The sequence below is a fragment of the Cupriavidus sp. R6-3 genome (assembly GCF_059772245.1).
The window spans coordinates 16653-31179 of sequence record NZ_JCBAJO010000038.1; the positions used below are offsets into that span (position 1 = coordinate 16653).

Annotated in this window: 10 protein-coding genes; 7 read left to right on the top strand and 3 right to left on the bottom strand. The window is 69.5% G+C overall.

The features are described 5' to 3' along the window. Nucleotides 1-58 precede the first annotated feature (58 nt). From rnr to AC6EI8_RS09550, 3 genes are all read left to right on the top strand, one after another. Nucleotides 59-2704 (top strand): ribonuclease R, encoded by a 2646-nt coding sequence (gene rnr, locus AC6EI8_RS09540; RefSeq protein ID WP_149319152.1) that lies wholly within the window; start codon nt 59-61, stop codon nt 2702-2704. A 110-nt stretch (nt 2705-2814) separates the two neighbouring features. Beyond that, nucleotides 2815-3561, top strand: coding sequence for a 23S rRNA (guanosine(2251)-2'-O)-methyltransferase RlmB (gene rlmB, locus AC6EI8_RS09545; protein WP_498381808.1), 747 nt, complete (start codon nt 2815-2817; stop codon nt 3559-3561). Between the two features lie 26 nt (nt 3562-3587). Beyond that, nucleotides 3588-4331, top strand: coding sequence for an SIR2 family NAD-dependent protein deacylase (locus tag AC6EI8_RS09550; RefSeq protein WP_150084103.1), 744 nt, complete (start codon nt 3588-3590; stop codon nt 4329-4331). 121 nt (nt 4332-4452) lie between these two features. On the opposite strand, the gene tal is transcribed toward AC6EI8_RS09550, so the two are convergent. After that, nucleotides 4453-5406 (bottom strand): transaldolase, encoded by a 954-nt coding sequence (gene tal / locus AC6EI8_RS09555; protein ID WP_498381809.1) that lies wholly within the window; start codon nt 5404-5406, stop codon nt 4453-4455. Between the two features lie 262 nt (nt 5407-5668). Between tal and rpiA the strand changes: the two genes are divergently transcribed. Continuing rightward, the gene (gene rpiA, locus AC6EI8_RS09560) at nt 5669-6355 is read left to right on the top strand and encodes a ribose-5-phosphate isomerase RpiA (RefSeq protein WP_149319149.1); all 687 of its coding nucleotides are present in this window, start codon (nt 5669-5671) and stop codon (nt 6353-6355) included. A gap of 124 nt (nt 6356-6479) precedes the next feature. On the opposite strand, the gene AC6EI8_RS09565 is transcribed toward rpiA, so the two are convergent. Next, nucleotides 6480-6752, bottom strand: coding sequence for an oxidative damage protection protein (locus AC6EI8_RS09565; RefSeq protein WP_149319148.1), 273 nt, complete (start codon nt 6750-6752; stop codon nt 6480-6482). A gap of 185 nt (nt 6753-6937) precedes the next feature. After that, nucleotides 6938-8287, bottom strand: a complete 1350-nt coding sequence (gene argA / locus AC6EI8_RS09570) for an amino-acid N-acetyltransferase (protein WP_187829255.1) — start codon at nt 8285-8287, stop codon at nt 6938-6940. A gap of 215 nt (nt 8288-8502) precedes the next feature. Between argA and hrpA the strand changes: the two genes are divergently transcribed. The 3 genes from hrpA to AC6EI8_RS09585 all read left to right on the top strand — a co-directional run. Then, on the top strand, nt 8503-12777 hold the full coding sequence (hrpA, locus tag AC6EI8_RS09575) for an ATP-dependent RNA helicase HrpA (RefSeq protein WP_498381810.1): 4275 nt from the start codon (nt 8503-8505) through the stop codon (nt 12775-12777). Between the two features lie 257 nt (nt 12778-13034). Further along, nucleotides 13035-14015 (top strand): YVTN family beta-propeller repeat protein, encoded by a 981-nt coding sequence (locus AC6EI8_RS09580; protein ID WP_149319146.1) that lies wholly within the window; start codon nt 13035-13037, stop codon nt 14013-14015. Between the two features lie 88 nt (nt 14016-14103). Then, a partial coding sequence (locus tag AC6EI8_RS09585) for a polysaccharide deacetylase family protein (protein WP_498381811.1) occupies nt 14104-14527 on the top strand: 424 nt, incomplete at its 3' end.

Below are 14527 nucleotides of genomic sequence, written 5' to 3' on the forward strand. Positions count from 1 at the left end.
AACCGAAGCGCTCATTATAGCGACGACAATCGATTTGTCAAATCCTCTTTAGAAGAAATTGAATCAGAACAACTATCCGATCCCGAGTCGGGAAGAAATCCTCGGCGTCCTGCGTACCTCCGGTTCGCCACTGTCGGCCGGCGATATCGCCAAGGCCCTCGCCGTCACGCGCAAGGAGCATGACGGCTTCCAGAAACGGCTGGCCGCGATGGAACGCGACGGCCAGATCGAACTGAACCGCAAGGGCCGCTACGAGCTGGCGCACCAGCCCAACTTCGTGGTCGGCCGCGTGCAGGGCCACCGCGACGGCTTCGGCTTCCTGATCCGCGACGACGGCGAGGACGATATCTTCCTGCCCGAGCGCGAGCTGCAGAAGGCGATGCACAACGACCGCGCCCAGGTGCGCGTGATCGGCTACGACCGCCGCGGCCGCCCCGAAGGGCAGATCGTCGAGATCGTCGAGCGCGCCAACCGTTTCGTCATCGGCCGCCTGCTCAGCGAGGGCGGCGTGCTGGTGGTGGCGCCCGAGGACAAGCGCATCAGCCAGGACATCCTGATCCCGCCGCGCGCGCAGGGCAAGGCCAAGGTCGGCCAGGTCGTCAGCGTCGAGATCGTCGAATATCCGGACCGCTATGTGCAGCCGGTCGGCCGCGTGGTCGAGGTGCTGGGCGAGATCGACGACCCCGGCATGGAGATCGAGATCGCGGTGCGCAAGTACGGCGTGCCGCATGCGTTCTCGCCGGCCGCGCTGAGCGAGGCCGCCGCGCTGCCCGACGAGGTGCGCGATGCCGACCTGGAACACCGCATCGACCTGCGCGACGTGCCGCTGGTGACGATCGACGGCGAGGACGCGCGCGACTTCGACGACGCGGTCTACTGCGAGCCGGTCAAGATCGGCCGCGCCAAGGGCTGGCGCCTGATCGTCGCGATCGCCGACGTCTCCCACTACGTGCGTCCCGGCACGCCGCTGGACGCCGATGCGCTGGACCGCGCCACCTCGGTCTACTTCCCGCGCCGCGTGATTCCGATGCTGCCGGAGAAGCTGTCGAACGGCCTGTGCTCGCTGAACCCGCTGGTGGACCGGCTGTGCATGGTCTGCGACGCGGTGGTCACCGCCAAGGGCGAGCTGAAGGCCTACCAGTTCTATCCCGCCGTGATGCATTCGGCCGCGCGCCTGACCTACAACGAGGTCTGGGCGGTGCTGTCCAACACCAAGGGTCCGGAAGCCCACAAGCGCGCCGAGCTGGTGCCGCATCTGCAGAACCTGTACGAGCTGTACCAGGTCCTGCTGAAGGCGCGCCGCGAGCGCGGGGCGATCGACTTCGACACCACCGAGACCTATATCGTCTGCAATGCGCAGGGCAAGATCGAGCAGATCCTGCCGCGCACGCGCAACGACGCGCACCGGCTGATCGAGGAATGCATGCTGACCGCCAACGTCTGCGCGGCCGACTTCCTCGAGCGCTTCAAGCACCCGGCGCTGTATCGCGTCCATGCCGGGCCCAGCGAGGAAAAGCTCAAGGCGCTGCGCGAGTTCCTGAAGACCTCGGGCCTGTCCCTGGGCGGCGGCGACAAGCCGCAGGCCTCGGACTACGCCGAGGTCATGGACAAGATCAAGGCGCGTCCCGACGCCCCGCTGCTGCAGACCATGCTGCTGCGCTCGATGCAGCAGGCGGTCTACAGCCCCGACAACATCGGCCACTTCGGCCTGGCCTACGAGGCCTACGCCCACTTCACCAGCCCGATCCGGCGCTACCCGGACCTGCTGGTGCACCGGGCGATCAAGGCGGTGCTGGCCCATACCAAGTACCAGCCCGCGTTCGCGCCAGGCACCGCGCTCAATACCGCGATCTCGCCGAAGGCGCGCCGCATGCAGGCCAAGGACGAGGCCGCGCGCGCCGAGAAGATGGCCGGCCGCGCGCGCCGCAACGAAGCGGTGTGGGACGAGCTGGGGCTGCACTGCTCGGCCAACGAGCGGCGCGCCGACGAGGCCTCGCGCGACGTCGAGGCCTGGCTCAAGTGCTATTTCATGCGCGACAAGCTGGGCAACGAGTTTGCCGGCACGGTCAGCGCGGTGACCTCGTTCGGCATCTTCGTCCAGCTCGACGAGCTGTATGTCGAAGGGCTGGTCCACGTGACCGAACTGGGCAGCGACTACTTCGAGTATGACGAGGCGCGCAACGAGCTGCGCGGGCAGCGCACCGGCATCCGCTACCGGCTGACCGACCGCGTGCGCGTGCAGGTCTCGCGCGTCGACCTCGACGCCCGCAAGATCGACTTCCGCCTGGTGCAGGAGCCGTCGGCCAAGAGCCTGCGCGCGCGCCCGACCACCGAGCCGGCGCCGCATGTGCCCGCCGCGCACGCGCTGCCGGCGCGCAAGAAGGGCCGCCAGCTGGCCGCGCTGCTGGGCGGCACCTCCAAGCCGGAGGAGTCGTTCGACGAGACGCTCGATCGCGTGTTCGAGGAGCAGCCGGTGTTCGAGGCGGTGATCACGCCGGTCAAGGCGCGGCCCGAAGGGGGCACCGGCGGTACCGGCAAGCCGTCCAAGCGCGCGGCCAAGCCCAAGCCGGCCGGCGTGGGGCGCAAGGCAAGCGGCAAGACCGCGGCCAAGTCGACCGCCAGGTCGACCACCAAGCGGACCGGCAAGGCCGCCGGCAAGACGGCCCACAAGACCGCGTCGAAGAAGTCGACGCGGACGCGCTGAGGCGGGCCGTGAGCCGGCAATAAGCCAGCGGCAGGCCGATGGCAGGCCTGCGGCAAGCCGGCGCCAGGGCCGCGTCGGCCGGCGGGCCATGGGCGGGTACAATCCCGCCCATGGCCAAACAAAAACTTCTGATCGGCTTTCACGCCGTCACCGCGCGCCTGCGCCAGGACGCGGCCGGCGTCTCCGACGTCTATATCGAGTCCGCCCGGCGCGATCGCCGCATGCAGGACTTCATCCGCCTCGCCGAGGGACTCGGCGTGCGTCTGCACCCGGTCGATGCCGAGCGCCTGCGCGGCATGGCGGGCACCGACCGCCACCAGGGCGTGGTCGCCCGCGCCGAGGACGTGTCGCTGGCGCTCAATCTCGACGAACTGCTCGACGGCATCGAAGGCACGCCGCTGCTGCTGGTGCTCGACGGTGTCACCGATCCGCACAATCTCGGCGCCTGCCTGCGCGTGGCGGATGGCGCCGGCGCCCATGCGGTGATCGCACCCAAGGACCGCAGCGTCGGCCTGAACGCGACGGTCGCCAAGGTCGCCAGCGGCGCGGCCGAGACCGTGCCGTATATCACTGTCACCAATCTGTCGCGCACGCTGCGGGAACTGCAGGAGCGCGGCATCTGGGTGGTCGGCACCGCCGACGGCGCCGAGCGCACGGTCTACGACATCGAGCTCAAGGGCCCGACCGCGCTGGTGATGGGCGCCGAAGGCGAGGGCATGCGGCGCCTGACGCGCGAGACCTGCGACGAGCTGGTGTCGATCCCGATGGCCGGCGGCGTCGAAAGCCTGAACGTGTCGGTCGCCAGCGGCGTCTGCCTCTATGAAGCGGTGCGCCAGCGCCGCGCGGCGGCGCGTTGAGCGGACCGTCCGATGAAGGGGGCGCGATGCTGATCGATGCCGCCGGCCTGGCCGACGCGCGGCGACGCATCGCGGCGGCCAGCGACATCCTGGTGCTGACCGGCGCCGGCATTTCCGCCGAGTCCGGCGTGCCCACCTTCCGCGATGCGCTGACGGGCCTGTGGGCCCGCTTCGATCCCGAGCAACTGGCCACCGAGGATGCCTACCGCCGCCAGCCCGGCCTGGTGTGGGACTGGTACCAGCATCGCCGCGCGCTGGTCGCGGCGGCGCAGCCCAATCCCGCGCATCACGCGATCGTCGCGCTGGCCGCGCAGAAGAAGGTGACCCTGGTCACGCAGAACGTCGACGGGCTGCACCAGCGCGCCGGCAGCACCGACGTGATCGAGCTGCACGGCAACCTGTTCGCCAACAAATGGCTAGACGGCTGCGGCCGCTGCGAGGCCGCGCCGGACGACGGCCGCAGCCCGCCGCGCTGCATCCATTGCGGCGCGCTGATGCGACCCGGCGTGGTGTGGTTCGGCGAGGACCTGCCGCGCGTGGCGCGCTACCGCGCCGAGCATGCGGCGCAGACCTGCGACCTGTGCCTGGTGGTCGGCACCTCGGGCATGGTCTATCCGGCGGCGGGGTTGCCGGGCCTGGCCAAGGACCATGGCGCGGGCGTGATCGTCGTCAATCCGCAGCCATCGGCGCTCGACGCCACCGCGGACCTGGTGCTGTCGGCCCCGGCGGGGCAATGCCTGCCGATGCTGTGGGACCGGGCGGACGGCTGACGCGAGCCCCGGCAAGTCCAGGCCCGCCTGGGGCAAGGCAAAGCGCGCCTGGGGCAAGCCCGGACGCGCGTGGCCAGGTCAAAGGGCCCCGGGGGCGAGGCGGGGCCTCGCCCGTCATCCTTCAGGAGAAGGTCTCGGCGATCAGCCGTTCCAGCTTGATCGCATCCGCCGCGAAGGCGCGGATGCCCTCGGCCAGCTTCTCGGTCGCCATCGCATCCTCGTTCAGCTGCCAGCGGAAGGCCGGCTCGTCGCTATGCACGCGCGCGATATGGCCCGCCTGGGCGTCGTCCACCGACAGCTTGCGCTCGACCGGCGCCGTGCTGGCCGCCAGCTGCTCCAGCAGCTCGGGGCTGATCGTCAGCAGATCGCAGCCGGCCAGCGACAGGATCTGGTCGGTGTTGCGGAAGCTCGCGCCCATCACTTCGGTCTTGTAGCCGAAGCGCTTGTAGTAGTCGTAGATCTGCCGCACCGAATGCACGCCCGGATCGGCATCGCCGCTGTTGGCGTCGGGGTTCCACTTGTCGCCGGCCTGCTTGCGGTACCAGTCCAGGATGCGGCCGACGAAGGGCGAGATCAGCTGGGCGCCGGCCTCGGCGCAGGCCACCGCCTGCACCAGCGAGAACAGCAGCGTCATGTTGCAGCGGATGCCTTCGCGCTGCAGCACCTCGGCGGCGCGGATGCCTTCCCAGGTCGAGGCGATCTTGATCAGCACGCGCTCGCGCGGCACGCCGGCGCGTTCGTACAGCGCGATCAGATGGCGCGCTTTCTCCACGGTCGCCGCGGTATCGAAGGACAGCCGCGCATCGACCTCGGTCGACACCCGGCCCGGCACGATCTTCAGGATCTCGCCGCCGAAGGCGATCAGCAGCGCGTCCATCACGGCATCGACGCCGGCGTCGTGATGATCGCGCACGGCCTTCTCGAGCAGCGGCCGGTACTCCGGCTTCTGCACGGCCTTCAGGATCAGCGACGGATTGGTGGTGGCGTCCTGCGGCGTGTACTGCTTCATCGCCTGGAAGTCGCCGGTATCGGCCACCACGGTGGTGAACTGCTTCAGTTGCGCTAGCTGGTTCATGATGGATTGCGTCGGACGGGAAAGAAATCGGAACGGGGACACCGCGTAGGGGCCAGGTCATGGCTGCATCGGTGCAAGGCCATATCGGTGCAGCGTGTCGTGGGTCCACCTCGGGGACCGCGTCGGCTCATTGTACCGGCCCATTGTGCGACCCCTGGCGGCCCCGGCGCAATCCGTTACACTACGCGGTTTCCGCAACCGACTTTTCCGGCTCCGCACCGTACCGCACCGCGGTACACGGTGGGACCCAAGGCAGCAGGCAATGACCCAGGATGAACTGAAGGCGCAGGTGGCGCAGGCCGCCGCGGACTATGTCGAGAAGGAAGTCCCCGAAGGGGCGGTGCTCGGTGTCGGCACCGGTTCGACCGCCAACCTGTTCATCGATGCGGTGGCGCGCTTCAAGGACCGCTTCGCCGGGGCGGTATCGAGCTCCGAGGCCTCGACGCGCCGCCTGCAGCAGCACGGCTTCAAGGTGCTGGACCTGAACGAGGTCGACGAGATTCCGGTCTACGTCGACGGCGCCGACGAGATCGATGCCAGCGGCGCGATGATCAAGGGCGGCGGCGGCGCGCTGACGCGCGAGAAGATCGTCGCCTCGGTGGCGCGCACCTTCGTCTGCATCGCCGACGCCAGCAAGCTGGTTGGCGTGATGGGCCAGTTCCCGCTGCCGGTCGAGGTGATTCCGATGGCGCGGGCCGCGGTCGCGCGCCAACTGGCGGCGCTCGGCGGCCAGCCGCGCCTGCGCATGACCAAGGAAGGCGGCATCTACAAGACCGACAACGGCAATGTGATCCTGGACGTCAGCGGCCTGGCCATCGGCGACCCGAAGGGCATGGAGCAGGCGATCAACCAGCTGCCCGGCGTGGTGACGGTGGGACTGTTCGCGCTGCGCGGCGCGGACGTGCTGCTGCTGGGCACGGCCGACGGCGTGCGGCGCACGGACTTCTGAGCCCGCGGCAGCGCGAAAGCGCACGCCCAAACTAAAAAAGGCGCCGCAAGGCGCCTTTTGTTCTTCCCACCCCTCTTTCCCGATCGGCGGGGAAAAGGGGCAGGGGACAGGCCGGGCAGCCGGCTCAGCCCTGCGGCGGCACATACCCCGCCGCCTGGTCCGCGCCCTCGCCGAAGAAGTACTTCTCGGTCTGCTTCAGCAGATACTGGCGCGCACGTGCGTCGGCCATGTTCAGGCGGTTCTCGTTGATCAGCATGGTCTGGTGCTTGAGCCAGCCGGCCCAGGCCTCCTTCGACACGTTCTGCCAGATCTTCTTGCCCAGTTCGCCGGGCAGCGGCGGGAAATCGAGGCCCTCGGCCTCCTTGTTCAGCTTGACGCAATGGACCATGCGGGCCATGGGGGACTCCTTCTGTCTTCTGTTCGTGGGATCGCGGCGAGCCGCGCCGTGGGGCGCGCTATGGTGGGCGATGCCGTGGGCGCTCTCGTGCGCAATGCCGTGGGCTTGCCGGCGGCGTTCGTACGGCGGCTATTGTAACGAAGCGGCCGCGTCCGCCGCGGGCCGCCCCTACCGCGCTTGCAGTTTTACAGTTTCTTCATCAGCACCATCGACTTGCGCTGCCAGTTGTACAGCTTGCGCTTGTCCTCGGGCAGGTCGTCGACGCTGGCGCGCACGAAGCCGCGCTTCAGGAACCAGTGCTCGGTGCGGGTCGTCAGCACGAACAGCCGATCCAGGCCGAGCGCGCGCGCGCGCCGCTCGATGCGCTTGAGCAGCCGTTCGCCGTCCCCGGTGCCCTGGGCATCGGGCGACACCGTCAGGCAGGCCATCTCCGCCATGCCTTCGCGCGGATAGGGATAGAGCGCGGCGCAGCCGAACAGCACGCCGTCGTGCTCGATCACCGAGAAGTTGCCGATGTCGCGCTCGATCAGATGGCGGCCGCGCGGCACCAGCGTGCCGTCCTGCTCGAGCGGGGCGATCAGCTGCACGATCGCGCCGACATCGTCCAGCGTGGCCTCGCGCAGGCTCTCCAGGTCGGTGTCCGAGATCATCGTGCCGACGCCGTCGTGCAGGAACAGCTCGAGCAGCACCGAGCCGTCCAGGTCGAACGGGATCAGGTGCGCGCGCGGCACGCCGCCCTTGAGCGCCTTGACCAGATGCTGCAGGTAGTAGGCCACGTCGGGCGGCAGGTGGTTGTTCTGCAGACGCTCGACCGCGGTGCGCAGCGACATCTCGGGCATCAGCTTGCCGACCGGGTCGAGCACGCCCGGCACCTCGGTGATGAAGATCAGCTTGTCGGCCTTCAGCGCGGTGGCGGTCGCGCTGGCCACGTCCTCCATCGACAGGTTGAAGGCCTGGCCCGTGGGCGAGAAGCCCAGCGGCGACAGCAGCACGATCTTGCCGTGCTGCAGCGACATGCGCACCGAGTCGCCGTCGATCTTGCGAACGAGGCCGGTGTGCTGGTAGTCGGTGCCCTCGACGATGCCGACCGGCCGCGCGGTGACGAAGTTGCCGGACACCACCGACAGCTGCGCCCCGGCCATCGGCGTGTTGGGCAGGCCCTGGCTGAAGGCGGCCTCGATATCGAGGCGCAGCTCGCCCGAGGCTTCCTTCGCGCATTCGAGCGCGGCGTTGTCGGTGATGCGCAGGCCGTCGACGAAGCGCGATTCGACCTGGCGCAGCGCCAGCTGTTCCTCGACCTGCGGGCGCGAGCCGTGGACCAGCACGATCTGCATGCCCATCGCGTGCAGCAGCGCGACGTCGTTGACCAGCGCGTTCAGCATGCCGGCCTTGACGAGCTCGCCGCCGAAGGCGATCACGAAGGTCTTGCCGCGGAAGGTATGGATATACGGCGCGACCGCGCGCAGCCAGTCGACGAACTGCTGGCGGTCCGGTCCGGGCGCGGCGCGCTCGGGCGTGGCCGGGGCCTTCGTCAGGCTGGGCACATCGGGCGTGCTGGCAGGAACGGCCACGGTCGCGGCCGGCGGATCGGCAGAGTGGGCTGCGGAGTCGGCGTCAGGGGCCACGGCGGGGTCGGCGGCAGGGGCCACGGCGGGGTCGGGCAGGGGATCGCCGGCCGCGTCGTTGTGCGCGCCGGGCGTTGGGGTCGTGGCGGTTCTGGCGTTCATGGCGCGGATTATAATCCCCGCCAATGTCCGAACAACGCCCCGTCCCACCCGCAGCCCCGCGCCGCAGGCCGTCCCGACCGCAGTCCGCACGCCAGTCCCAGGGTCCATCCCACGGCTCGTCCCAGGGCCCGACCGAAGACAAGTCCGAACGCCCGTCCGAACGCTCGTCCGAACGCAAGCCCGAGCGTCGCTCAGAAGGCCAGCCCGAACGTCGCCCCGACGGCCAGCCCGGACGTCGCTCCGACGACCAGCCTCAACGTCGCCCCGACGGTCAGCCCGCACGTCGCCCCGAAGGCCAGCCTGCCGGTCAAGCCAGCCGCCGGTCGCCGCGCCGCACCGCGCCGGCCAATCCGCTGCCGCCGATCACCTTCCCCGAGGCGCTGCCCGTGTCGGCGCGGCGCGACGAGATCGCGCGCGCGATCGAGCAGCACCAGGTGGTGATCGTCTCGGGCGAGACCGGTTCGGGCAAGACCACCCAGCTGCCGAAGATCTGTCTGTCGATCGGCCGCGGACCGGCACGCGCCGATGCCGCCGAGACTGCAGATGCCGCAGAGGGCAACGACGCTACCGAGGCCGCCGATGCCCCGGAGGGCGGACGTACCGCCGGCGGCAAGGACGGCCAGGCCAGGCGCCAGGGCGGCCTGATCGGCCACACCCAGCCGCGACGCATCGCCGCGACCTCGACCGCCAAGCGCATCGCGCAGGAGCTTGGTTCGCCGGTGGGCGAGCACGTCGGCTACCAGGTGCGCTTCAACGACACCATGTCGCCGGGCGCGTCGATCAAGCTGATGACCGACGGCATCCTGCTGGCCGAGACGCAGACCGATCCGCTGCTGCGCGCCTACGACACCATCATCATCGACGAGGCCCACGAACGCAGCCTCAACATCGATTTCCTGCTGGGCTACCTGAAGGAGATCCTGCCGCGCCGCCCGGACCTGAAGGTGATCATCACCTCGGCGACGATCGACGCGCAGCGTTTCGCCGAACATTTCGGCAGCGGCGGCAAGCCGGCGCCGGTGATCGAGGTCAGCGGGCGGCTGTATCCGGTCGAGATCCGCTATCGGCCGATCGCCGAGGACGGCGGCCGCGGCGACAAGGGGGCCGACAAGGGCGGCGACAAGGGGGCCGACAAGGGAACCGACAAGGGCAGCAGGTCGGGCGACGGTCCGTTCAAGTCCGCGCAGGCGCGCGAGCGCGACCTGTACGACGGCATCGTCGACGCGGTCGACGAGCTGAGCCGGCTCGGTCCCGGCGACGTGCTGGTGTTCCTGCCGGGAGAGCGCGAGATCCGCGAGGCCGCCGAGGCGCTGCGCAAGCACCATCCGCCCCACACCGAGATCCTGCCGCTGTTCGCGCGGCTGTCGGTGCAGGAGCAGGAGCGCGTGTTCAAGCCCTCCAACGCGCGCCGCATCGTGCTGGCCACCAACGTCGCCGAGACCTCGCTGACGGTGCCCGGCATCCGCTATGTGGTCGACACGGGCCTCGCGCGCGTCAAGCGCTATTCGTATCGCAACAAGGTCGAGCAGCTGCAGATCGAGCCGATCTCGCAGGCCGCCGCCAACCAGCGCGCCGGCCGCTGCGGCCGCGTCGCCGACGGCGTCTGCATCCGCCTCTACGACGAGGCCGATTTCGCCGCGCGCCCGCGCTTTACCGATCCCGAGATCCTGCGCTCGTCGCTGGCCGCGGTGATCCTGCGGATGAAGGCGCTGCGCCTCGGCGCGATCGAATCGTTTCCCTTCATCGAGCCGCCGCTGGGCCGCGCGATCGCCGACGGCTATCAGTTGCTGCAGGAGCTCGGCGCGGTCGACGAGGGCAATGCGCTGACCCCGCTGGGCCGCCAGCTCGCGCGCCTGCCGCTGGACCCGCGCGTGGCCCGCATGATCCTGGCCGCGCGCGACCAGCATTGCCTGCGCGAGATGCTGATCATCGCCAGCGCGCTGTCGGTGCAGGACCCGCGCGACCGGCCGCAGGAGGCACAGGAGGCCGCCGACCAGGCGCACCGCAAGTTCATGGACGAACGATCGGAATTCCTCGGCTGGGTCAAGCTGTGGAAGTGGTTCGAGGACGCGGTCGCGCACAAGAAGAGCAACCGCCAGCTGCAGGACCAGTGCCGCGCCAACTTCCTGTCGCACCTGCGGCTGCGCGAATGGCGCGACGTCCATTCGCAGCTGCTGACCACGGTCGCGGAGCAGGGCTGGAAGCTCAACGACAGCGAGCCGACCTACGAGCAGGTCCACAAGGCGCTGCTGACCGGCCTGCTCGGCAATATCGGCCAGAAGCTGGACGAGGCCGACGGCCGCGGCCGCGAGTACCTGGGCGCGCGCGGCATCAAGTTCCATCTGTGGCCCGGCTCGCTGGTGGCGCGCAAGATGGGCCGCTGGCTGGTGGCCGCCGAACTGGTCGAGACCAGCCGGCTGTTCGCCCGCACGCTGGCGCGCATCGAGCCGGACTGGCTCGAGCAGGTCGGCCGCCATCTGCTCAAGGTCAGCTGGAGCGATCCGCACTGGGAGAAGAAGGCCGGCCAGGTGCTGGCAATGGAGCGCGCCACGCTGTATGGGCTGACGGTCTACCAGCACCGGCGCGTGCACTACGGCCCGATGAATCCGCGGGAGGCGCGCGAACTGTTCATCCGCCGCGCGCTGGTCGAGGGCGAGTTCGATACGCGGCTGCCGTTCTTCGCGCACAACCAGCGCCTGGTCCGGGAAATCGAGAACCTCGAGCACAAGGCGCGCCGGCAGGACGTGCTGGTCGACGACGAGCTGATCTACGCCTTCTACGACCGCCACATCCCGGCCGACATCCATCAGCAGACCAGCTTCGAGCAGTGGTACCAGGCCGAGAGCGCGCGCGACCGCAAGCTGCTGTACCTGAACCGCGAAGAGCTGATGCGGCACGAGGCGGCCGGCATCACCACCGACCTGTTCCCGAAGACGCTGAACGTCGCCGGCGTCGACATGGGCTTGAGCTACCACTTCGAGCCCGGCAGCCATCGCGACGGCGTCACGCTGACGGTGCCGCTGTACGCGCTGAACCAGATCCGGCCCGAACGCGCCGACTGGCTGGTGCCGGGCATGATCAAGGAGAAGGTGCACCTGCTGCTCAAGTCGCTGCCGCAGAAGCTGCGCCGCCATTGCGTGCCGCTGCCCGACTATGCCGCGGGCTTCGTCGAGCGCCGGCCGTTCGCCGAAGGCGAGCTGATCGACGTGCTGATCGCCGATATCCGCGAGCAGACCGGCACCATGATCCGGCGCGCGGACTTCAAGCTGGAGACGCTGCCGGCCCACCACTTCATGAACTTCAAGGTGGTCGACGAGCATGGCCGCCAGCTCGACATGGGCCGCAACCTGGCGCAGCTGCGCGCCGAACTCGGCGGGCAGGCGCAGCAGTCGTTCCAGAGCCTGGTCGCGCGCGAGGCGCCGGTCGCCGAGGCGGGGCAATACGAAGGGCTGACCGGCTGGACGTTCGGCGAGCTGCCCGAGCTGCTGGAGATCCGCAAGGGCAACCGCACGCTGTTCGGCTATCCGGCGCTGGTCGATCGCGACACCCACTGCGACGTCGAGGTGTTCGACGACCCGCAGGAGGCCGAGCGGCTGCACCACGCCGGGCTGCGGCGGCTGTTCGCGCTGCAGCTGCGCGAGCAGGTCAAGTTCGTGCAGAAGAACATCCCCGGCCTGTCGCAGATGGCGATGCAGTACATGACGCTGGGCACGCAGGACATGCTGCGCGACCAGATCGTGACGCTGGCGCTGGAGCGCGCCTGCATGCAGGCGCCGCTGCCGCGCAACGAGGCCGAGTTCGCCGCGCGCAAGGAGGAGGGCCGCGGGCGGCTCGGCCTGCTGTCGCAGGAGATCGCCCGGCTGGCCGGCACCATCCTGGCCGAATACGCGGCGCTGCCGCGCAAGCTGCTGCAGGCCAAGCCCTTCGCCGCCGCGCATGCCGACATGCAGGCCCAGCTGTCGCAGCTGATGGGCAAGCATTTCCTCAGCGAGACCCCCTACGACAGGCTGGTGCATTTCCCGCGCTATCTGAAGGGCGTTGCGATGCGGATCGACAAGCTCAAGGGCGATCCGGCCCGGGATACCCAGCGGCAGCAGGAGATGGCGCCGCTGCTGCAGCAGTGGCAGCGCGCGGACAAGCAGCGGCGGCAGGGCAGGGGCGGCGAGGACGCCCGGCTGGAGGAATTCCGCTGGATGCTGGAGGAGCTGCGCATCGCGCTGTTCGCCCAGGAATTGCGAACGCCGGTGCCGATGTCTGTCAAGCGTCTGCAGAAGGTGTGGGAGTCGATGCAACGGTAGGACGGCCTGCGCACGATTTTGGCGCGTCCGGTCATCGAAACGGTGGGGCTCGACGTTAGAATGCGTGGGCCTTGGCGGTCGCATGAGCGGCCGCCTGGACGGCCGGTCAGGCGGGCGCGCTTTGTAGCGGGATTCCCGGCCGGACCCCCGCCGTTCCACCCGTTCCGTTTCCTTGCTCGATTCCTGTTCGATTCCTTGTTCGAACCCTTCCGCCGACCGTCCAGAACGGTCCGCCAACCGTTCCGTTCGCCCTGCATATGCCCGCCTTTCGCCGTGTCGTCGCCGCCTGTTTCACCTGGGCCTGTCTTGGCGCGGCGGCGCTTCCAGCCCACGCCGAAGTGGTCGTGGTGCTCAATTCGGGTGATGCAACCGTAACCCTGATCGACCGCGACAGCCAGAAGGTGCTGGAGACCTTTCCGGTCGGCAAGGAGCCCCACCACCTGATCGCCACGCCCGACGACCGCTCGCTGATCGTCGCCAACGCGGTCGGCAACGACCTGGTCTTCCTCGATCCGGTCAGCGGGCGGGTCCAGCAGCGCGTGCCGGACATCGACGACCCGTATCACATCGGCTTCTCGCCGGACCAGAAATGGTTCGTGGTCACCGGCAACCGGCTCGACCGCGTCGACCTGTACCGCTGGGACGGGCGCGCGCTGAAGGCGGCCAGGCAGCTGCCGCTGGGCCGCACCCCCAGCCATATCGCCTTCACCGCCGACAGCCGCATCGCCTTCGTGACGCTGCAGGACTCGAACGAGGTGGCGGCGATCGACCTGCCGACGCAGACGCTGCTGTGGCGCATGGAGGCCGGCTCGGCGCCGGCCGGCATCTGGCTGACGCCGGACCAGCGCTATCTGCTGGTCGGCATGACCGGCGCCGACTATGTCGCCGTGATCGACTGGCGCACCCGCGCGGTGGTCAAGCAGATCCAGACCGGCAAGGGCGCGCACAACTTCCGCGCGCTCGGCGACAAGCGCCATCTGCTGCTGACCAACCGGGTCTCGGGGACCATCAGCATCCTGGACCAGCAGACGCTGACCAAGGTCGGCGACATCACCGGCCTGCCGCCGGGGCCGGACGACATGGAGCTGGCCGCCGACGGCAAGACGCTGTGGGTGACCTTCCGCTGGGCGCGTTCGGTCGGCGTGATCGACGTGCCGAGCCGCAAGCTGGTCAAGACCATCCGCGTCGGCCGCTCGCCGCACGGCATCTATTTCCGCACGCGGGCGCCGCTGTATTGACGAGGGCGGCATGAGGCTCGGCAACGCGCATTCCCCGGCAACCCTGGCGGTTTGCCCGTCTCTGCCGCCGCTGGGAGAGGGAAGATCGGTGGGCACAGGCCAGCGGCTGGCGCGAGTGCTGCTGGCCGCGCTGACCGCGCTGGCTTGCGTCGCCTCGCCATCCGCCCATGCCGCCCCCGACGACTGCCGCGCCGGCACCCTGTACCTGACCTTCGACACCGGCAGCATGAGCCAGGCGCAGCTGATCGCCGACGTGCTGCGCCGCCAGCGCGTGCGCGCGACCTTCTTCCTCGCCAACGAGCCGACCGTGCGCGGCGACCATTCGCTTGACGCGGGCTGGGCGCCGTACTGGAAGGCGCTGGCCGCCGACGGCCATGCGTTCGGCTCGCATACCTTCGATCACGTGTACCTGCGCAGCACGCGCGGCGGCAAGGTCGTGATGCGGCCGCAGTTCGGCCCCAGGGCCGGCCAGGACATCGCGATGGACCAGGCCGCCTTCTGCGCCGAGCTGG

Bases quoted from the DNA above. Each gene is read 5' to 3' on its own strand.
- rpiA (WP_149319149.1), top strand. From the start codon at position 5,669: ATGACCCAGGATGAACTGAAGGCGCAGGTGGCGCAGGCCGCCGCGGAC.
- rlmB (WP_498381808.1), top strand. From the start codon at position 2,815: ATGGCCAAACAAAAACTTCTGATCGGCTTTCACGCCGTCACCGCGCGC.
- tal (WP_498381809.1), bottom strand. From the start codon at position 5,406: ATGAACCAGCTAGCGCAACTGAAGCAGTTCACCACCGTGGTGGCCGAT.
- hrpA (WP_498381810.1), top strand. From the start codon at position 8,503: ATGTCCGAACAACGCCCCGTCCCACCCGCAGCCCCGCGCCGCAGGCCG.
- AC6EI8_RS09550 (WP_150084103.1), top strand. From the start codon at position 3,588: ATGCTGATCGATGCCGCCGGCCTGGCCGACGCGCGGCGACGCATCGCG.
- AC6EI8_RS09565 (WP_149319148.1), bottom strand. From the start codon at position 6,752: ATGGCCCGCATGGTCCATTGCGTCAAGCTGAACAAGGAGGCCGAGGGC.
- AC6EI8_RS09580 (WP_149319146.1), top strand. From the start codon at position 13,035: ATGCCCGCCTTTCGCCGTGTCGTCGCCGCCTGTTTCACCTGGGCCTGT.